Raw genomic sequence first — 18,110 nt, 5'->3', positions numbered from 1 at the left:
GTTAGTCTCGACCCGGCTCACCTACCCCGCTATCCGAAGAGAGCACCACCGTGACCGCACACCCCTTCCTGGACCTGGCGCCGCTGACCGCCGCGCGCTTCGCGTCGATCGAGGACCGCGTGGCGCGGCTGCTCTCCACCGAACAGGACGTCGTGATCATGCAGGGCGAGGCGCTGCTGCCCCTGGAGGGCGCCATCAGGGGGACCGCGGGCCCGGGCACGACCGCTCTCAACGTCGTCACCGGCCCCTACGGGCAGACGTTCGGCGACTGGCTGCGGGACTGCGGCGCCACGGTCGTCGATCTCAGGGTGCCCTTCCACGCCGCGGTCACGGCCGCGCGGATCAGGGAGGCGTTCGCCGAGCACCCGGAGATCGACTTCGTCTCGCTGGTGCACGCGGAGGCGGCGACCGGCAACACCAATCCGGTCGCGGAGATCGGCGAGGCCGTACGGGAACACGGCGCCCTCTTCTACCTCGACGCCGTCGCCTCGGTCGGCGCCGAGCCGGTGCTGCCGGACGCGTGGGGTGTCGACCTGTGCGTGATCGGGGCGCAGAAGGCGATGGGCGGTCCGGCCGGGGTGTCCGCGGTGTCGGTGAGCGAGCGGGCGTGGGCGCGGATGGCGGCGAATCCGGGGGCACCGCGGCGGTCGTACCTCTCGCTGCTGGACTGGAAGGAGCGGTGGATCGACGGCGGCCGGCGCGCGCTCCCGCACGCTCCCGCCCAGCTGGAGATGCTCGCGCTGGAGGCGTGCGTGGAGCGGATCGAGGCGGCGGGGCTCGACACGGTGATGGCCCGGCACGCCGCCGCGGCGGCGGCCACCCGGGCGGGGGCGCTCGCGCTGGGCGGCGGCCTTGAGCCGTATGTGCACGAGGCCGGGGACGCGGCGCCGGTCGCCACGACCCTGCGGGCACCCTCCGGGGTAGTCGCGTCGGAGCTGGTGGCGAGCGCGCTGGCCGCCGATCCGGCGCTGCCGCTGGCGGCGGGCGGGGGCGCGTTGGCCAAGGAGATGATCAGGGTCAACCACTACGGCGCGGACGCGACGCGGGAGGCGGTGCTCGGGAGTCTGGCCGCACTGGGCGCGGCGCTGGCGGACCGTGGGCTGACGGTGGACACCGAAGGCGCCCGGCAGCATGCGGTCGCGAATTTCTCGTGAATGCGCGATGAAATTGGGCAATTCAATTCGAGGTAGCTTCCCGCATTCGCCTGCCCGCTTTTCATCGACCTAAACGCAAAGATTTCGCGAACGACCTGAGTGAATTGCATGATTGTGATCCACTCAACAACCCGCCCGCTTTGTCTGATTATTTACTGGACAAAGCGGGCTCTTCCATGCCCCGGGGATAACACATTCCACGCCCGCCCGGAACCCCGATCCGCGATGCATTTTTGATTTTCTCTCGGTAAGTTCGATTTGCATGAGCGCAGCACGGACAGACCTGCAAATAGACCGACCGGCGATTGCCGACGGGGCCGCGCTGTGGCGGATAGCCCGGGACTCGAAGGTTCTCGATCTCAACTCGTCGTACAGCTATCTGCTGTGGTGCCGGGACTTCGCCGCCACCTCGGCGGTCGCCCGGGACTCCGGCGGGCGCCCGGTCGGCTTCGTCACCGGGTACGTCCGGCCGGACCGGCCCGGCACCCTGCTCGTCTGGCAGGTGGCCGTCGACGTCGGCCACCGGGGGCGCGGGCTCGCCGCGGCACTGCTCGACGGGCTGACCCGGCGGGTCGGCGCCGAGCAGGGGCTCACCACCGTCGAGACCACCATCACGCCGCGCAACACCGCCTCGGAGCAGCTGTTCACCTCGTTCGCGGAGCGCCACGGCGCCACCGTCCAGCGGGAGGTGCTGTTCGACGCGGCCCAGTTCCCGAACGACCCGCACGACCCCGAGGTCCTGTACCGCATCGGCCCCCTCTCCGATTCCTCGGATTCCCCCGAACCTTTCGGACTCTCCGAACCGTCCGGACTCTCCGGACTCTCCGGCTGATCTCGCCCCCCACCTCAAGGAGTTCACCGACGTGACCATCACCCAGCCCGACCTGAGCGTCTTCGAGACCGTCGAGTCGGAGGTGCGCAGCTACTGCCGCAGCTGGCCCGCCGTGTTCGACCGTGCGCAGGGCAGCCGTATGTACGACGAGGACGGCCACGCCTACCTCGACTTCTTCGCGGGCGCCGGATCACTCAACTACGGCCACAACAACCCCGTACTCAAACGGGCGTTGATCGACTATCTGGAGCGGGACGGCGTCACCCACGGGCTCGACATGTCGACCTCCGCGAAACGCGCGTTCCTGGAGTCCTTCCAGGACTTGGTGCTGCGGCCCCGCGACCTGCCGTACAAGGTCATGTTCCCCGGCCCGACGGGCACCAACGCCGTCGAGGCGGCGCTGAAGCTGGCGCGGAAGGTGAAGGGGCGGGAGGCCATCGTGTCCTTCACCAACGCCTTCCACGGTATGTCCCTCGGGTCGCTCGCCGTGACCGGCAACGCCTTCAAGCGGGCCGGTGCGGGCGTGCCGCTGGTGCACGGCACGCCGATGCCGTTCGACAACTACTTCGAGGGGACCGTCCCCGACTTCCTGTGGTTCGAGCGGCTGTTGGAGGACCAGGGCTCCGGACTAAACAAGCCGGCCGCCGTGATCGTGGAGACCGTGCAGGGCGAGGGCGGCATCAACGTGGCGCGCCCGGAGTGGCTGCGGGCGCTGGCCGACCTGTGTGTGCGGCAGGACATGCTGCTGATCGTCGACGACATCCAGATGGGCTGCGGGCGCACCGGCGCCTTCTTCTCCTTCGAGGAGGCGGGCGTCGTACCCGACATCGTCACCGTGTCGAAGTCCATCAGCGGGTACGGACTGCCCATGTCTCTCTGCCTGTTCGGGCCCGAGCTGGACGTCTGGGAGCCGGGCGAGCACAACGGCACGTTCCGCGGCAACAATCCGGCGTTCGTGACGGCCACCGCCACGCTGGAGACCTACTGGTCCGACGGTTCCGCCATGGAGAAGCAGACGCGCACCCGTGGCGAGCAGGTCGAGGAGGCGCTGATCTCGATCACCGAGGAGAACCTCGCCGACGTCAAGGAGTACCGGGGCCGGGGCCTGGTGTGGGGCCTGGAGTTCCACGAGAAGGCGCGTGCGGGGCGGGTCGCGCGGCGGGCCTTCGAACTCGGGCTGCTCATCGAGACGTCCGGCCCGGAGAGCGAGGTCGTGAAGCTGCTGCCGGCGCTCACCATCACGCCCGAGGAACTGGACGAGGGCCTGCGGATCATCGCCCGTGCCGTACGCGAAACCGTCGAGATCGTCTGAACAGCTGTCTGAACTGCTGTCCGAACGCCAGCACGTCAGCACGTCTGAACCATTTGAGAAAGGGGTTGTTGAGCACGTGATCGTCCGTTCGTTCAAGGACATCGAAGGCACCGACCGGCATGTGAGGGCGGCGTCCGGTACCTGGGAGAGCAAACGCATCGTCCTCGCCGAGGAGCGGGTCGGCTTCTCGCTCCACGAGACGGTTCTGTACGCGGGCACGAAGACGTCGATGTGGTACGCGAACCACGTCGAGGCCGTCGTGTGCGTCGAGGGCGAGGCCCTGCTGACCGACGACGAGACCGGGCGGACGTACACGATCACCCCCGGCACGATGTACCTCCTCGACGGGCACGAGCGGCACACGATGCGGATCAAGGAGGACTTCCGCTGCCTGTGCGTCTTCAACCCGCCCGTGACCGGCCGCGAGGACCACGACGAGAACGGCGTCTATCCCCTGCTGACGGAACCCGACTTCGCCCCCGACTCCGAGGAGGTCTGACACCCATGTCACCCACGTCCGCTCTCACCGACCTGTACCCCACCCGTGGCTCCGCCGAGGTGTCCGTGCCCCGTCAGGACCCGGTCCTCTGGGGTGCGCCGGACACGCCGGGACCGTTCGCCGCGGCCGACCTCATGGCGTACGAACGTGATGGTTTCCGGGCGCTCGACCGGCTCCTCGATGACGACGAAGTCGCGCTCTACCGGGCTGAGTTGGAGCGGCTGGTCGCCGATCCGTCCGTCCGGGCCGACGAACGGTCGATCATCGAGCCGAAGTCGAAGGAGATCCGGTCGGTCTTCGAGGTGCACCGGATCAGCGAGGTGTTCGCCGGGCTCGTGCGGGACGAGCGGGTCGTCGGACGCGCCCGGCAGCTCCTCGGCTCCGACGTCTACGTCCACCAGTCGCGGATCAACGTCAAGCCGGGGTTCGGGGCGGGCGGTTTCTACTGGCACTCGGACTTCGAGACCTGGCACGCGGAGGACGGTCTGCCGAACATGCGGACGGTGTCCGTCTCGATCGCGCTGACCGAGAACCTGGACACCAACGGCGGCCTCATGATCATGCCGGGCTCGCACCGCACGTTCCTCGGCTGTGCGGGGGCGACGCCCGACGACAACTACAGGAAGTCGCTCCAGATGCAGGACGCGGGCACCCCGTCCGACGAGGCGCTGACCTCGCTCGCCGACGAGCACGGCATCAGGTTGTTCACGGGCAGGGCGGGTTCGGCGACCTGGTTCGACTGCAACTGCATGCACGGCTCCGGGGACAACATCACGCCGTACCCGCGCAGCAACGTCTTCATCGTGTTCAACAGCGTGGAGAACCGGGCGGTGGAGCCGTTCGCGGCACCGGTGCGCAGGCCGGAGTTCATCGGTGCGCGGGACTTCACACCGGTGGGGTGAGCGCCCGGCCCAGGGCAGTGCGGGCCGGGCGCTCCCGGGGTTCTCACGTCGTCGGTCGCCGGTTCAGCCGGACAGGACGTCCAGGAGCCGGTCGACGTCCGAAGGCGTGTTGTAGAGGTGGAAGGCCGCGCGCAGGTTTCCGGCGCGGTCGGACACCTCGACCCCGGCCCTGCTCAACTCGGCTTGCCGGTAGCCGAGTTGCGGGACCGACACGATGGCCGAGCCGGGTGCCGGTACGGGCCGGTGTCCCAGCCGGTCGAGGCCGGCGCGGAACCGGTCGGCGAGCGCGAGGTCATGGGCCCGTACGGTGTCCACGCCCAACTCCTCGATCAGGGCGAGGGAGTGGCGGGCTCCGGCGTAGGAGAACAGGCTGGGGCTCTCGTCGAACCGCCTTGCGGAGTGGGCGAGTTCACGCACCGGGCCGTAACAGCTGTCCCAGGGCTCCTCCCCCGCGACCCAGCCGGCGAAGACCGGCGTCAGCCCGCCCAGGTCCTCGGGTACGACGAGGAAGGCCACGCCCCGTGGGCAGACGAGCCACTTGAAGGCGACGGAGGAGACGTAGTCGTAGGCGTCCGCGTCGATGGGCAGCCAGCCGGTGGCCTGGGAGGCGTCGACGTACGTACGGGCCCCGTGCTCGCGGGCGGCCTCGCGCAGCGCGGCCAGGTCGACGACGCGTCCGTCGGCGGACTGCGCGGCGCTGACGGCGACGAGGGCGGTGCCTGGCCGGACCGATTCGGGGATCCGCTCCAGCGGCACGGTCCGCACCTTCAGATCCCCGCGTACGTGGAACGGGTTGAGGACGGAGGTGAAGTCGTCCTCGGCCGTGAGGACTTCGGCGCCGGCGGGCAGCGAGGCGGCGATCAGCGCGGTGTAGACCGCGACGGAGCCCCCGGCCGCGACCCTGCGGTCGGAAACCCCGACGAGCCGCGCGAAGGCGGCGCGCGAGGCCTCCACGTCGGCGAACATGTCCTGTGGCCGGCCGTCGGCCACGGACTGCACGGCGTCTCGCATGGCGGCCACGGCGCGGGCGGGGAGGAGCCCGGTGCTCGCGGTGTTCAGGTAGGTGGTCTTCGGAGCGAACTCGGCACGGACGAGGTTGCGGAGGTTCTCGGATGTCGAGGCTTTCACGGAGGTCTCCATGGGACCACTCTGCGGCCCGAAGATCCCCTCGTCCATTGCCGAATTCTGCACGGCACCGCGAAGGACTGCTTATACGTAGGCCTTGAGCTGCGGTTTTCCCTCGCGGCGCTACTTCTGGGGTACGGCACACCCGTCGGGCCCGCAGACCTCGGCGCTGTCGCCCTCCGCCCGGACGACCTTGAGGGGAGCGGGCCGCTCGCCCCACGCCTGGGTGAGTGCCTGGGCGAAGACGTCGGCGGGCTGGGCGCCGGAGACACCGTACTTGCGGTCGAGGACGAAGAACGGCACGCCATTGGCGCCCAGTTCGGCGGCCTCGCGCTCGTCGGCGCGCACGGCGTCGGCGTAGGCGTCCGGGTCGGCGAGTACGCCCCGGGCGTCGTCGGCGGCGAGGCCGGCGGCGACGGCCAGCTCCACGAGGCGCTCGTCGTCGCCGAAGACGGACTGCTCCTCGGCGAAGTTCGCCTGGTAGAAGAGCTGGATCAGCTCGTTCTGGCGCCCCTTGTCCTTGGCGAGGTGCAGCAGCCGGTGCATGTCGAAGGTGTTGCCGTGGTCACGGTCCCGGGTGCGGTACGCGAGTCCCTCGGCGGCGGCCTGCGCGCCCAGGTTCTCCTCCCCGGCCTGTGCCTGCGCCTCGCTCATGCCGTACTTCTTGGTGAGCATCTTGAGGACGGGCTGGATGTCGCCCTTGGCGCGCCCCGGGTCCAGCTCGAACGACCGGTGCACCACCTCGACGCCGTCCCGGTGCGGGAAGGCGTCCAGCGCCTTCTCGAAACGGGCCTTGCCGACGTAGCACCAGGGGCAGGCGATGTCGCTCCAGATCTCGACGCGCATGTCTTCGGCTCTCCAGGTCGTACGGGTACGGATACGGGTGCGGAGACACCCTCCGCTGAGTGTGTGAACGTTCAATCAGCGCGGATCATTCCCACGCCCCGGGGCGCCTGCGGCGCACCCAGGGGCGCGGGGAACTGCGCGCGACAAGCCACGCCGGACCGCACCCGCACGACAACCTGACCCTGCGCCCCCGGATGACACCCGGCCCAAGCCCAGCGCAGCCCTCAGCTGCCGTCCCGCAGGTCCTTCGGCCATTCCGGCCGGAACTCGATGTGGTCGTACGTCACCACGCACCCCTCCCCCATCGGGGACTGGGTCATGAAGCCGACCAGGGCCGCGTCGGCCTCCTTCTCGTCGCCCAGGGTGAACAGGCGGACGAAGGTCCACTTCTCGCCGTCGCGTGAGGCGTGGAAGGCGAAGGCGCGGCCGGTGCGGCTGATCCGGAGCCAGACCGAACTGCCTTCCACGGTGAAGGAGTTGGCGTCGTCGGAGTGTCCCCGGGTGACCACCGTGCAGACGGTGGGCACATCCGGGGAGTACTCAAGGCAGAGCTTGGCCCAGGCCCGCTCGCCGACATGGACGTAGAGCACCCCGGCGTCGAAGGCAGCCCCGAACCCGACGGTGACGCGGGCGATCAGCTGGAACTCCCCCTCCGGGGCGCCCAGCAGCCGCGGCGCGTCGGCGGCGGGGTCCAGCGCCTCCCCGGTGGGCGGCACGAACCGGTCCTGCCGGGGCCCGGCCCACCCGGTGAGCACCCCGTCCTCGAAGGACCAGTGCCCGTCGGGCCCATAAGTGCGGAGGGGAAAGGGCAGTGGGGAAAGCTCCAGGTCCATTGCCTGATTATCGCAGGTCCAGAGAGGCGGGCTTGAGGGGTGCGGGGAACTGCGCGATCAGCCACAACGGGCCCGCAGCCGCGAAATCCACCGCACCCCCGCGGCGCTAGCGCTCCAGGCGACCGTTGAACCGCCGGGGCAGCCCCAGCTCGTTCTCGTCCCGCAGCTCGACCGGCAGCAGCGCGGCAGGCGTGTTCTGGTAGGCCACCGGCCGCAGCCAGCGCTCAATGGCCGTCCCGCCGACCGAGGTCGACGTCGACGTCGTGGCCGGGTACGGCCCCCCGTGCTGCTGGGCCGCGGCCACAGCGACCCCGGTCGGCCACGCGTTCACCAGCACACGCCCCGCCAGCGGAGTCAGCTCGGCCAGGATCTCGGCCCCGCGCCCCTCCCCCGCGGCCTCCTCCGCCGAGAGGTGGACCGTCGCCGTGAGGTTGCCCGGCAGCCGCGAGAGAACGGCGTTCGCCTCGGCGTCGTCCGCGTAGCGGGCCACCACGGTGACCGGCCCGAAGCACTCCTCCAGCAGCAGGTCGTACGCCCCCTCCGCCGCGAGCTTCTCCGCCGCGACCGTGAGGAACCCCGCGCTGACCGTGTGCTCGCCGCCCGCGCCCGGCGTCACCGGGGACTCGACGTCGGGCAGCTCGGCGCGCTCGGCGACCCCGGCGACGAAGTTGTCGCGCATCCGGTGGTCCAGGAGGACACCGGACGCGGTGTCGCTGACCGCGTCCGTCAGGGACTTCAGCAGCCGGTCGCCCGCCGCGCCGGCCGGCGCCAGCACCAGGCCGGGCTTCACGCAGAACTGGCCGACGCCCATCGTCATGGAGCCCGCGAGTCCCGTACCGATCGCCTCGGCGCGCTCGTTGGCCGCCGCCTCCGTGATCACCACGGGGTTCAGCGAGCCCAGCTCGCCGTGGAACGGGATCGGGACCGGACGGGCCGCAGCCGCGTCGAAGAGGGCACGGCCGCCTCGTACGGAACCGGTGAAACCGGCCGCCGCGACGAGCGGGTGCTTGACCAGTTCGACGCCCGCCTCGAAGCCGTGGACCAGGCCGACGACGCCCTCGGGGATGTCGTGCAGGGCCGCGGCCCGGCGCAGGACGGCCGCGACCAGCTCGGACAGGCCCGGGTGGTCGGGGTGGGCCTTGACGACCACCGGGCAGCCGGCCGCGAGCGCGCTCGCGGTGTCGCCGCCGGGGACGGAGAAGGCGAAGGGGAAGTTGGAGGCCGAGTAGACGGCCACGACGCCCAGCGGAATCTTGTAGCGCCGCAGATCCGGGATCGGCGGGGTCGCGGTGTCGTCGGGGTGGTTGATGACGACGTCGAGGTAGTCGCCCTCGTCGACGATGTCCGCGAAGGCCCGCAGCTGGTAGCAGGTGCGGGCGAGTTCGCCGGTCAGCCGGACCGGGCCGAGCGCGGTCTCCGCGTCGGCGGCCTCGACGAGCTGCTCCTTGGCCGCTTCGAGCTGCTCGGCGGCGCTGCGCAGGAAGGCCGCGCGGACCGTGCGGTCCACGAGGGCCGGGCGGGCGGCGTGCGCGGCACGGACGGTGGAGTCCACCTCCTGGGCCGTGGCCTCGACAGCGACCTGCTCCCGCTGCTTCCCGGTACGGGGGTCGACACTCCAGACTGGTGCTGCTGCCACCGGGGGTCCCTCCAGATTGTGTTGCCATTTGTGATGCGAATTTCCCGCGTCATTCACCAGCTGCGTTCGATATGCTGAACAGCGTCTCTGATGATGAATATGCTGTTGGAGACTATTTCCCGTCGAACGAAGGGGTCAAGGGCGATGTCGGCAGCCGAGACAGGCGGCGGGGCGCAGGTCAAGTCCGCGGTAAGGACCGTTGAACTGCTCGAATACTTCGCCGGACGTCCCGGCATGCACTCCCTGGCAGTGGTCCAGGAGGCCGTCGGTTATCCCAAGTCCAGTCTTTACATGCTTCTGCGCACGCTTGTCGACCTCGGCTGGGTCGAGACGGACGCCACGGGCACGCGGTACGGCATCGGCGTACGGGCCCTGCTGGTCGGCACCTCGTACATCGACGGCGACGAGGTGGTCGCGGTGGCCCGCCCGACCCTCGACCGGCTCTCCGACGACACGACGGAGACCATCCACCTGGCCCGGCTCGACGGCACGAACGTCGTCTACCTCGCCACCCGCCAGTCGCAGCACTACCTGCGCCCCTTCACCCGGGTCGGCCGCCGGCTGCCCGCCCACTCGACCTCCCTCGGCAAGGCGCTGCTGGCCACCCACACCGACGAGCAGGTCCGCAAACTGCTCCCGGAGACGCTGCCCGCGCTGACCGAGCACACGATCACCGACCGGGAGAAGCTCATCGAGGAGCTGCACCTGGTGCGCGAGCAGGGCTTCGCGGTGGACCGCGAGGAGAACACGCTGGGGCTGCGCTGTTTCGGCGTGGCGATCCCGTACCGCACCCCCGCGCGGGACGCGATCAGCTGCTCGGTGCCCGTCGCCCGGCTCACCCCCGCCCATGAACAGATGGTCAAGGACGCCCTGTTCGACGCACGCGACCGGCTGACCCTGGCCACCCGGAGGCTCTGAGCGATGAGGTACACGGCGTCCACGGAGGTCGAGCTCCGTGAGGTCCACGACAGTGACCTGCCCGTCTTCTTCCGGCAGACCAACGACCCCGAGTCGCTGTGGATGGCCGCGTTCACGGCGAAGGACCCGACCGACCGGGACGCCTTCGACGCCCACTGGGAGCGGATCCGCGCCGCGCCGGACGTACTGAACCGCACGGTCCTCGTCGACGGTGACGTGGTGGGCAGCGCGGCGGTGTACGGCGAGCCGGGCGACCGCGAGGTGACGTACTGGATCGACCGCGCCTACTGGGGCCGCGGTATCGCGACGGCCGCTCTGCGCGCGCTCGTCGCCGAGGTCGCGGAGCGCCCGCTGCACGCGCGTGCCGCCGCCGACAACGCGGGTTCGCTGCGGGTCCTGGAGAAGTGCGGTTTCCGCGTCTCCGGGCACGACCGGGGGTTCGCGCAGGCGCGCGGCGCGGAGATCGACGAGGTCGTGCTGACGCTGGAGGCCTGACCGTCGTACGACGGCCTATGCGGCACAGGCTGCACAGGTGTCCCTTACAGCCTCCTGCTGCGGCCTCCTGGTCTTCCTGAATGTGCCATGAGAAATCGGGCGACAGGGAACGTTCCGTTCGGCGCCGCTCGTCTTCGGAGCGGGATGAACAAAACGATCAGGCGCGCCTCCGTCTTCTCACTGCTGCTCGTGCTCTCCCTGCTGGTCAGGGCGACATGGGTGCAGTTCTACGACGCCAAGGCGCTCGCGGACGACAGCAACAACCGGCGGAACGCGATCGCGCTGTACGCGAACCCGCTCGGGAACATCATCGTGGCCGGGGAGTCGGTCACCGGCTCGAAGGAGACGAGCGGCGGGGATCTGAAGTACCAGCGGACGTACACGGACGGCAGGCTCTACGCCGCCGTGACCGGCTACAGCACGCCGTTGTTCACGCCGACACAGCTTGAGGGCATCTACAAGGACGTGCTCGACGGCTCGGACAGCAGACTCACGACCGTCATGGACACGGTCACCAAGGAGCACGCGGCCCCGGGAAACGTGATCACGACGATCGACCCGGACGTGCAGAAGGCGGCGTACTCGGCGCTCGGCGACAAGAAGGGCGCGGCCGTCGCCATCGACCCGAAGACCGGCAGGATCCTCGCCATGGTGTCGACCCCGTCGTACGACCCGTCGACGATCACCGGCGCGAGTGACGGCACCGCCTGGACCGAGCTCAACGAGGACCCCGACAAACCGCTGGTCAACCGGGCGATACGGCAGCCTCTGCCGCCGGGTTCGACGTTCAAGCTGGTGGTCGCGGCGGCGGCCCTGGAGGACGGGCTGTACGGGTCGGTGGACGACCGTACGGACAGCCCGGACCCGTACCCGCTGCCGGGCACGACCCGCGAGCTGACGAACGAGAACCCCGACGCGCCCTGCGAGAACGCCACGATCCGGGTCGCGCTCCAGTACTCCTGCAACAACGTGTTCGGGAAGATGGCCGTCGACCTCGGGCAGGACAGGATCAGGGCGATGGCGGAGAAGTTCGGCTTCAACGACGAGAAGCAGGACGTGCCGGTGCGGGCGTACCCGAGCGTGTACCCCTCGGACATGGACGAGTCGCAGACCGCGCTGACGGGCATCGGGCAGTTCGATGTCACGGCGACGCCGTTGCAGATGGCCATGGTGTCCGCCGCGATAGCCGACGGCGGCAAGCTCGTCTCGCCGCACATGGTGTCCCAGGTCACGAACTCCGACGGGGACGTGTTGGAGGACTACGACAACGACGCGTCGACGAAGGAGATCGTCAGCTCGGAGACGGCCGAGCAGTTGCAGTCGGCCATGCAGACGGTCGTCTCCGACGGTACGGGGACGAACGCGCAGGTGGCCGGGGCGACGGTGGGCGGGAAGACGGGGACGGCCCAGCACGGCGAGAACAACAGCCAGACGCCGTATGCCTGGTTCACGTCCTATGCGAAGTCCGACTCCAACGGCAAGGAGGTTGCCGTGACTGTGCTGGTCGAACAGTCGGGAGCGGCCCGGTCCGAGGTGAGCGGGAACGGGCTGGCCGCGCCGGTGGCCAAGGCGATGATGAGCGCCGCGCTGGCCGGGTGAGCTTTTCGGCCACCGCACCGTCGTGGCCGGTCGCGCCCACGCGGCGGAGCCGCGAATGGACAGAGCCCCGCGCCCCTGGAAGCAGGCGCGGGGACCCCGCCCTCTGTCTACTTCGTACCGAAGAGCTGCTGAATGGGGTCGATCGCGAAGTAGATCAGGAACAGGGCGCTCGTGCCCCACAGCAGCCAGTGGACCTCCTTCGCCTTGCCGAGGACCGACTTGATGAGGACGAAGGCCAGGAAGCCGGCGCCGATGCCGTTGGTGATGGAGTACGTGAACGGCATCACGGCGATCGTCAGGAACGCGGGGATGGCGATCTCGTACTTGTCCCAGTCGATGTGCTTGACCTGGGTCATCATCAGGAAGCCCACCGCGACCAGGGCGGGGGCGGCGGCCTGCATCGGGACGATCGTCAGGATCGGCGTGAAGAAGAGCGCGCAGGCGAACAGGCCGCCGGTGACCAGGTTGGCGAAGCCGGTGCGCGCACCCTCACCGACACCCGCCGCCGACTCGATGAACGAGGTCGCCGAGGACGAGGAGCTCGCGCCGCCCGCCACCGCCGCCGCGCCGTCGATGAGCAGCACGCGGCCGAGGTTGGGGACCTTCCCCTCCTCGTCCAGGAGACCGGCTTCGGCGCTGATGCCGACGACCGTGCCCATGGTGTCGAAGAAGTCCGACAGGACCAGGGTGAAGATCAGCAGGACGACGGTGATCACCGTGGTCTCACCGAACGCGCCGAACAGGCTGAAGTCGCCGATCAGCCCGAAGTCGGGGGTGTCCGCGATCTTGTCGGGCCAGGCCGGCGTGGTCAGGCCCCAGCTCTTGACGTCGGCGACCGAGTTGATGATGAGCGCGACGAGCGTCATCGTGACGATGCTGATCAGGATCGCGCCCTTCACCTTGCGCGCGATCAGGCCGATGGTCAGCAGGACGCCGAGACAGAAGACCAGGACGGGCCAGCCGCTGAGCGTGCCCGTGCCGCCGAGCTGCACCGGGACCGTGGTGTTCGCGGCGTCCGGGATGCGGCTGACGAAACCGGCGTCGACGAAGCCGATGAAGGCGATGAACAGGCCGATGCCCACCCCGATCGCCGCCTTGAGCGGCCCCGGGATGGCGTGCATGATCGCCTCTCTGAGGCCGGTCACCACAAGGACGCAGATCAGCAGGCCCTCCAGGACGACCAGGCCCATCGCGTCGTCCCAGCTCATCAGCGGGGCGATCTGGAAGGCGACCACCGCGTTGAGGCCGAGGCCCGCGGCGAGGGCGAGCGGGAGGTTGCCGCCGACGCCCATGATGATCGTCATGACCGCGGCCACCAGGGCGGTGGCGGTGACGAGCTGGACGTTGTCGAGCTGGTGGCCGAACTTGTCCTTGGCGCTGCCCAGGATGATGGGATTCAGGACAAGGATGTAGGCCATCGTGAAGAAGGTGGCGAAGCCGCCGCGTACTTCACGGGCGAAGGTGGATCCCCGCTCGGAGATCTTGAAGAAGCCGTCGACGCTGTTCGCCGCGGGGGGCGCGGCGTTCGGCCGGTCAGCCACCTTCTGTGGTTCGGACATGGCGGTTACTCCTCGTTGCCTGGTTGATCGGTGTGCGGATGCTGGCTGGATTGTTCCTGTGTTGAACCGTTCTCAGGTTTTCTCCGTGTTACGGAATCAGGATCGACCCGTCGTACGACCCTCGAAGGGCCGTACACACGCCTGATACTCTCTCGGCTCTCGCGCCAAACGATCACCATCCCTTCACCGGCGCACCACAGCGGCCGTGACGCAGACGCCCGGTTTCGGCCGGCAGCCGCCGCCGGCCTGGGAAAACTCAGTGAAACTAAGGGGGAGAGGTCGCCCGTGGGCACTGTCGTCGACGACGCAGCCTCCGTGGAGTTCCATGCCTTCTTCGAGCGGCACTACGCCGAACTCGCGCGCCTGGCCCACATGCTGACGGGCGAGGCGGACGCCGCCGACGACCTGGCGGCCGATGCGCTGCTCGCGCTGTGGCACCGCTGGGACCGGGTGCGGGCCGCCGATCATCCGGTGGCGTACGCGCGTGGCGTGGTCGCCAATCTGGCCAAGACCCGGATCCGCAGTGCGGTCCGGGAGCGCCGGAGGATCACCCTGTTCTGGTCGCAGCGGGAAGAGAAGACGGAGAATCCCGACATACCTGGCGTCATAGACGTCCAGGAGGCCCTGCGCAGGCTGCCGTTCCGCAAGCGGGCGTGTGTGGTGCTGCGGCACGCCTTCGACCTCTCGGAGAAGGACACCGCGCTCGCCCTGGGAGTTACTGTCGGTACGGTTAAGAGCCAGACGTCCAAGGGAATGGCCGAACTGCAGCGGCTCCTTGGCACCGACGAGGCCCCGCTTCGGATGCGCACCCCTGTGCGCACCACCGGCGGAGCGGGAGGGACCAACCGATGAGGACGCCGCACGACGAGCTGCGCGCCGGGCTGCACGAGACGGCCGAGGCGTACGAGCCCGACCGCGCGCGCATCCTCGCGCGGGTCGAGCGCGGCATGGCCGCCGGTCCCGAGGAGAAGCGCCCCCGGCGCCGGGCGACGCGTCCGCCGCTGCTGGCCTGGGCCCGGGTCGCGGGTGCCACCGCCGCGGTGTCCGGAATCCTGGCGATGGGCGGGTACGCGCTGGCCTCCGTGGTGAAGAGCGACGAGACCCCGGCCGACCCGACCGTCTCGGTCTCGCCGTTGCCGACCCCGTCGCCGGACGCGACCAGCCGGGCACCGGTCCAGCCGGCCCCGGACCCTTCGGGCGGCAACGCCCAGGACGACGAGCCGAGTTCGACGCCGACGCCCACCCCGACGCCGAAGGCCTCGGACACCGTGGCGGCTCCTGCCGCGAAGGGCACCGAGGACGGGCCCCTGTGGTCGGACGGCTCGATCGATCCGCACAGCAACGACTTCTGGGCGCAGAGCAACGTCACCATCAAGACGTCCAAGCAACTCACCGCGCTCACCATCGAGTTGAAGGTCGCCGACACCGGAGGGGTCACCTCGGCGGGTGCCTGGCGGTCGGCTCCGGAGGACGACTTCGACCTGACGGTCGCCGAGCGCGACGGCTTCCTGGTCTACACGTGGGTGCTCAAGGAGGGCCGTACGGTCTGGCCGGGCGAGTGGGTCTTCGCCGGCCAGTACGACCACACGCGCGGCGGCCGGGACGCGAAGGACGACACGTACACGGTGACGGCCGAAACGGCGGGCGGACAACTGGCCGTGAAGGGCGACTTCGCAGGCCAGGACGGCAAGGACGACTCCGCCGAGGGCGACTCGTGAAGCGGTAGCGGCACCTCGTAAAAAAGTTCCGCGGACTCGGCAACCCTTTCCCCGCGGGCGGCGACCAGGAGACGAACGCATCTCCTCGCCCCCAAGGAACACGGTTCATGACCGCACGAGTCGAACAGCGCGTCCGCCACCGCCGCCGGGTCACCGGGCGGCGGGCCGTGATCGCCGGTACCGCCGCTCTCGGCCTCACCGGAGCGGCGGTCCTGACGACGACGCTGCTGTCCTCGGCCGGTGCCGCCGCCGTCTGGCCGACGGCCAAGGGCAGCAAGGCCGTGTCGTCGAAGATCACGGTGTCGGGCACGTACGACGGCAGGCTGAAGAAGTTCTTCGGCAGTGGCGCGCTCGACAACGGCAGCCAGGAGGAGGGCCAGGACCCGATCTTCGAGCTGAAGGACGGCGCGGTCCTCAGGAACGTGATCATCGGCACGCCGGGCGCGGACGGCGTCCACTGCACCGGCTCCTGCACCCTGGAGAACGTGTGGTGGCTGGACGTCGGGGAGGACGCCGCCAGCTTCAAGGGCAAGAAGCCGACGGCCGTGTACAAGGTGATCGGCGGCGGCGCGAGGTCCGCCTCCGACAAGGTGTTCCAGTTCAACGGGGCCGGCAGGCTCAGCATCACCGGCTTCCGCGTCGAGAACTTCGGCAAGCTGGTGCGCTCGTGCGGCAACTGCCGGACGCAGTACAAGCGCACGATCGTGATCAGCGACATCGACGCGACCGCGCCGGGCAAGGTGCTGGTCGGCGTGAACGCGAACTACGGCGACACGGCGACGCTGAGCAGGATCCGTATCCACGGCGACCCCAGGAAGAAGATCAAGCCGTGCGTGCGCTTCAAGGGCAACAACAAGAGCAAGGAACCGACCGAGATCGGCAGCGGTCCGAACGGAACCACCTGCAAGTTCTCGCCATCTGACATCACGTACAAGTAAGTGATCCTTCAAGCACGACGGAGCCCGCAGCCGTGAGCACGCACAAGAGAAACATCGGTCGCCGCAGGCTGCTGGCCGCTTCGGCGGTGGGAGTGGCCGGGACGGGCGCCGCGGTGGCGACCGGCAGCGGTCTGCTGTCGTCCGCCTCAGCGGCTGGTTTCGGCCACACCGACGACGGTTCCAACTTCGTGGTCAACACGGGTGCCTCCCTCGTCTTCAAGATCTCCAAGAAGACCGGCGACCTCACCTCCCTGGTCTACCGGGGCAAGGAGTACGAGGGCTACGGCGGCAGGCACTCGCACGTCGAGTCGGGGCTCGGCGCGTCCACGGTGACGGTGAAGCAGTCCGGGTCGACGATCCTGGTCAAGGTCGTGCACGGGGCGATCACCCAGTGGTACGCGGCGCGCAGCGGCCAGAACAACGTCTACCTGTGGACGAACAAGGCGGACGCCTCCTTCACGGCGACCCGCTTCCTGGTCCGCCTCAGGCCGGGGATGTTCCCGAACGAGGGTTCCGACTCCTGGATCGAGGCCTCCGACAGGATCATCGAGGCCGGGGACGTCTGGAAGCGGGCGGACGGCACCACGCACTCCAAGCACTACTCGGGCAAGCGGGTCATCGACTACGACCACATCGGCTTCACCACCGGCTCGGTCGGCCTGTGGATCGTGCGCTCCAACCACGAGAAGGCGTCCGGCGGCCCCTTCTACCGCTCACTGCTGCGCCACTCGAACGACAAGGGCGCGGGGCTGTACGAGATCCTGCACTACAACGAGGCCCAGACGGAGCCGGAACGTTTCGGCCTACAGGGCCCGTACGTCCTCGCCTTCACGGACGGCGGCGCCCCCTCGCCCTCCCTCGCCGCCGCCCGCCTCGACACCTCCTGGGTGGACGGGCTCGGCATCACGGGCTGGGTCGGCGCGGCCGGGCGCGGCAAGGTGGCCGGCGTCGGCATCAAGGGGATGGACGCGAAGCACCCGTACACCGTGGGCTTCGCGAACGCGGGCGCCCAGTACTGGGCGAAGGCCGCGGCCGGCACCGGCGCCTTCTCCTGCAAGGGGATGCTGCCGGGCACGTACACGCTGACCGTGTACAAGGGTGAGCTGGCCGTGCACACCGCCTCGGTGACGGTGAGGGCGGGAAGCGCGACCGCGCTGAACAGCATCACCGTGACCGGGGACCCGTCCGCCGCGAAGACGATCTGGCGGCTCGGGGACTGGGACGGCACGCCCGGCGAGTTCAAGAACGCCGCGCTGATGACGTACGCGCATCCGTCGGACGGCCGCGCGGCGAAGTGGACGGGGAACGTCACCATCGGCAGCGGCCCGCAGGCGGCGGCCTTCCCGGCGTACATGTGGAGCGGTGTCAACGACGGCATCCTCGTGTACTTCAAGCTGACCGCCGCCCAGGCCGCCGCCGCGCACACCCTGCGCATCGGCGTGACGGACGCCTTCGCGGGCGGGCGCCCGCGCGTCACGGTCAACGACTGGGTGTCGGCCGTCCCCTCCGCATCCGCTCAGCCGTCGACGCGCTCGCTCACGACGGGTTCATATCGAGGGAACAACCGTACGATCACTTACAGCGTCCCTAGTAGTGCGTGGAAGACGGACACGAGTCAGTACAACGTACTGAAGATCAACATCGTCAGTGGTTCGAGCGGCACGGCGTTCCTCAGCCCGGGCACCTCGTTCGACTGCCTGGATCTGCTGGCCTGAGCCCCCCTCGGCCAGTCAGAGAGTCCCCT

Annotated in this window: 17 protein-coding genes; 12 read left to right on the top strand and 5 right to left on the bottom strand. The window is 69.5% G+C overall.

The window, feature by feature from the left end:
• The first annotated feature begins 50 nt into the window (after positions 1 to 50).
• The 5 genes from OG595_RS33640 (at position 51) to thpD (ending at position 4,699) form a co-directional block, all read left to right on the top strand.
• Positions 51 to 1,154: a pyridoxal-phosphate-dependent aminotransferase family protein gene (locus tag OG595_RS33640; protein WP_329278650.1), complete on the top strand. Its 1,104-nt coding sequence runs from the start codon at positions 51 to 53 to the stop codon at positions 1,152 to 1,154.
• Positions 1,155 to 1,416: 262 nt separating this feature from the next.
• Positions 1,417 to 1,986 (top strand): diaminobutyrate acetyltransferase, encoded by a 570-nt coding sequence (gene ectA, locus OG595_RS33635; RefSeq protein WP_329278648.1) that lies wholly within the window; start codon positions 1,417 to 1,419, stop codon positions 1,984 to 1,986.
• A gap of 31 nt (positions 1,987 to 2,017) precedes the next feature.
• Entirely contained in the window at positions 2,018 to 3,298 is a 1,281-nt protein-coding gene (ectB, locus tag OG595_RS33630; RefSeq protein WP_329278646.1) for a diaminobutyrate--2-oxoglutarate transaminase, read from the top strand.
• Positions 3,299 to 3,374: 76 nt separating this feature from the next.
• The gene (locus OG595_RS33625) at positions 3,375 to 3,797 is read left to right on the top strand and encodes an ectoine synthase (protein ID WP_329278643.1); all 423 of its coding nucleotides are present in this window, start codon (positions 3,375 to 3,377) and stop codon (positions 3,795 to 3,797) included.
• A gap of 5 nt (positions 3,798 to 3,802) precedes the next feature.
• Entirely contained in the window at positions 3,803 to 4,699 is an 897-nt protein-coding gene (thpD, locus tag OG595_RS33620; protein WP_329278640.1) for an ectoine hydroxylase, read from the top strand.
• Positions 4,700 to 4,762: 63 nt separating this feature from the next.
• Here the strand turns inward: thpD and OG595_RS33615 are convergent, their stop codons facing one another.
• The 4 genes from OG595_RS33615 to OG595_RS33600 form a co-directional block, all read right to left on the bottom strand.
• Positions 4,763 to 5,875 carry an aminotransferase class V-fold PLP-dependent enzyme gene (locus OG595_RS33615; protein WP_329278636.1) on the bottom strand — a complete coding sequence of 371 codons (1,113 nt, stop codon included), beginning with the start codon at positions 5,873 to 5,875 and terminating at the stop codon, positions 4,763 to 4,765.
• 72 nt (positions 5,876 to 5,947) lie between these two features.
• Complete coding sequence (locus tag OG595_RS33610; RefSeq protein ID WP_329278634.1) at positions 5,948 to 6,670, bottom strand: DsbA family oxidoreductase; 723 nt, start codon at positions 6,668 to 6,670, stop codon at positions 5,948 to 5,950.
• A gap of 224 nt (positions 6,671 to 6,894) precedes the next feature.
• Positions 6,895 to 7,503 (bottom strand): DUF1349 domain-containing protein, encoded by a 609-nt coding sequence (locus tag OG595_RS33605; RefSeq protein ID WP_329278632.1) that lies wholly within the window; start codon positions 7,501 to 7,503, stop codon positions 6,895 to 6,897.
• 106 nt (positions 7,504 to 7,609) lie between these two features.
• A complete protein-coding gene (locus OG595_RS33600; protein WP_329278630.1) occupies positions 7,610 to 9,139 on the bottom strand; it encodes an aldehyde dehydrogenase (NADP(+)) in 1,530 nt (509 codons plus the stop codon).
• Between the two features lie 144 nt (positions 9,140 to 9,283).
• Here OG595_RS33600 and OG595_RS33595 point away from each other — a divergent pair, with 144 nt between their 5' ends.
• The 3 genes from OG595_RS33595 (at position 9,284) to OG595_RS33585 (ending at position 12,151) form a co-directional block, all read left to right on the top strand.
• A complete protein-coding gene (locus OG595_RS33595; protein ID WP_329278628.1) occupies positions 9,284 to 10,057 on the top strand; it encodes an IclR family transcriptional regulator in 774 nt (257 codons plus the stop codon).
• A gap of 3 nt (positions 10,058 to 10,060) precedes the next feature.
• Positions 10,061 to 10,552: a GNAT family N-acetyltransferase gene (locus tag OG595_RS33590; protein ID WP_329278626.1), complete on the top strand. Its 492-nt coding sequence runs from the start codon at positions 10,061 to 10,063 to the stop codon at positions 10,550 to 10,552.
• Between the two features lie 144 nt (positions 10,553 to 10,696).
• Entirely contained in the window at positions 10,697 to 12,151 is a 1,455-nt protein-coding gene (locus OG595_RS33585) for a peptidoglycan D,D-transpeptidase FtsI family protein (RefSeq protein ID WP_329278624.1), read from the top strand.
• A gap of 107 nt (positions 12,152 to 12,258) precedes the next feature.
• On the opposite strand, the gene OG595_RS33580 is transcribed toward OG595_RS33585, so the two are convergent.
• A complete protein-coding gene (locus OG595_RS33580) occupies positions 12,259 to 13,710 on the bottom strand; it encodes an NCS2 family permease (RefSeq protein WP_329278621.1) in 1,452 nt (483 codons plus the stop codon).
• Between the two features lie 285 nt (positions 13,711 to 13,995).
• Here OG595_RS33580 and OG595_RS33575 point away from each other — a divergent pair, with 285 nt between their 5' ends.
• The 4 genes from OG595_RS33575 (at position 13,996) to OG595_RS33560 (ending at position 18,081) form a co-directional block, all read left to right on the top strand.
• A complete protein-coding gene (locus tag OG595_RS33575) occupies positions 13,996 to 14,562 on the top strand; it encodes a SigE family RNA polymerase sigma factor (protein ID WP_329278619.1) in 567 nt (188 codons plus the stop codon).
• The gene (locus OG595_RS33570; RefSeq protein ID WP_329278616.1) at positions 14,559 to 15,428 is read left to right on the top strand and encodes a hypothetical protein; all 870 of its coding nucleotides are present in this window, start codon (positions 14,559 to 14,561) and stop codon (positions 15,426 to 15,428) included. The genes OG595_RS33575 and OG595_RS33570 overlap by 4 nt, the downstream gene beginning before the upstream one ends.
• 107 nt (positions 15,429 to 15,535) lie before the next feature.
• Positions 15,536 to 16,366 (top strand): pectate lyase, encoded by an 831-nt coding sequence (locus OG595_RS33565; RefSeq protein WP_329278615.1) that lies wholly within the window; start codon positions 15,536 to 15,538, stop codon positions 16,364 to 16,366.
• Positions 16,367 to 16,398: 32 nt separating this feature from the next.
• Positions 16,399 to 18,081 carry a rhamnogalacturonan lyase B N-terminal domain-containing protein gene (locus OG595_RS33560; RefSeq protein ID WP_329278614.1) on the top strand — a complete coding sequence of 561 codons (1,683 nt, stop codon included), beginning with the start codon at positions 16,399 to 16,401 and terminating at the stop codon, positions 18,079 to 18,081.
• Positions 18,082 to 18,110 lie beyond the last annotated feature (29 nt).

The organism is Streptomyces sp. NBC_01451 (assembly GCF_036227485.1).
GTDB lineage: Bacteria > Actinomycetota > Actinomycetes > Streptomycetales > Streptomycetaceae > Streptomyces.
This window is presented reverse-complemented; position numbering and strand designations above follow the sequence as displayed.

Coding starts and splice junctions, on each gene's coding strand:
- OG595_RS33595 (WP_329278628.1), top strand. CDS start 9,284: ATGTCGGCAGCCGAGACAGGCGGCGGGGCGCAGGTCAAGTCCGCGGTA.
- ectA (WP_329278648.1), top strand. CDS start 1,417: ATGAGCGCAGCACGGACAGACCTGCAAATAGACCGACCGGCGATTGCC.
- OG595_RS33615 (WP_329278636.1), bottom strand. CDS start 5,875: ATGGACGAGGGGATCTTCGGGCCGCAGAGTGGTCCCATGGAGACCTCC.
- OG595_RS33565 (WP_329278615.1), top strand. CDS start 15,536: ATGACCGCACGAGTCGAACAGCGCGTCCGCCACCGCCGCCGGGTCACC.
- thpD (WP_329278640.1), top strand. CDS start 3,803: ATGTCACCCACGTCCGCTCTCACCGACCTGTACCCCACCCGTGGCTCC.
- OG595_RS33605 (WP_329278632.1), bottom strand. CDS start 7,503: ATGGACCTGGAGCTTTCCCCACTGCCCTTTCCCCTCCGCACTTATGGG.
- OG595_RS33585 (WP_329278624.1), top strand. CDS start 10,697: ATGAACAAAACGATCAGGCGCGCCTCCGTCTTCTCACTGCTGCTCGTG.
- OG595_RS33590 (WP_329278626.1), top strand. CDS start 10,061: ATGAGGTACACGGCGTCCACGGAGGTCGAGCTCCGTGAGGTCCACGAC.
- OG595_RS33570 (WP_329278616.1), top strand. CDS start 14,559: ATGAGGACGCCGCACGACGAGCTGCGCGCCGGGCTGCACGAGACGGCC.
- OG595_RS33610 (WP_329278634.1), bottom strand. CDS start 6,670: ATGCGCGTCGAGATCTGGAGCGACATCGCCTGCCCCTGGTGCTACGTC.
- OG595_RS33580 (WP_329278621.1), bottom strand. CDS start 13,710: ATGTCCGAACCACAGAAGGTGGCTGACCGGCCGAACGCCGCGCCCCCC.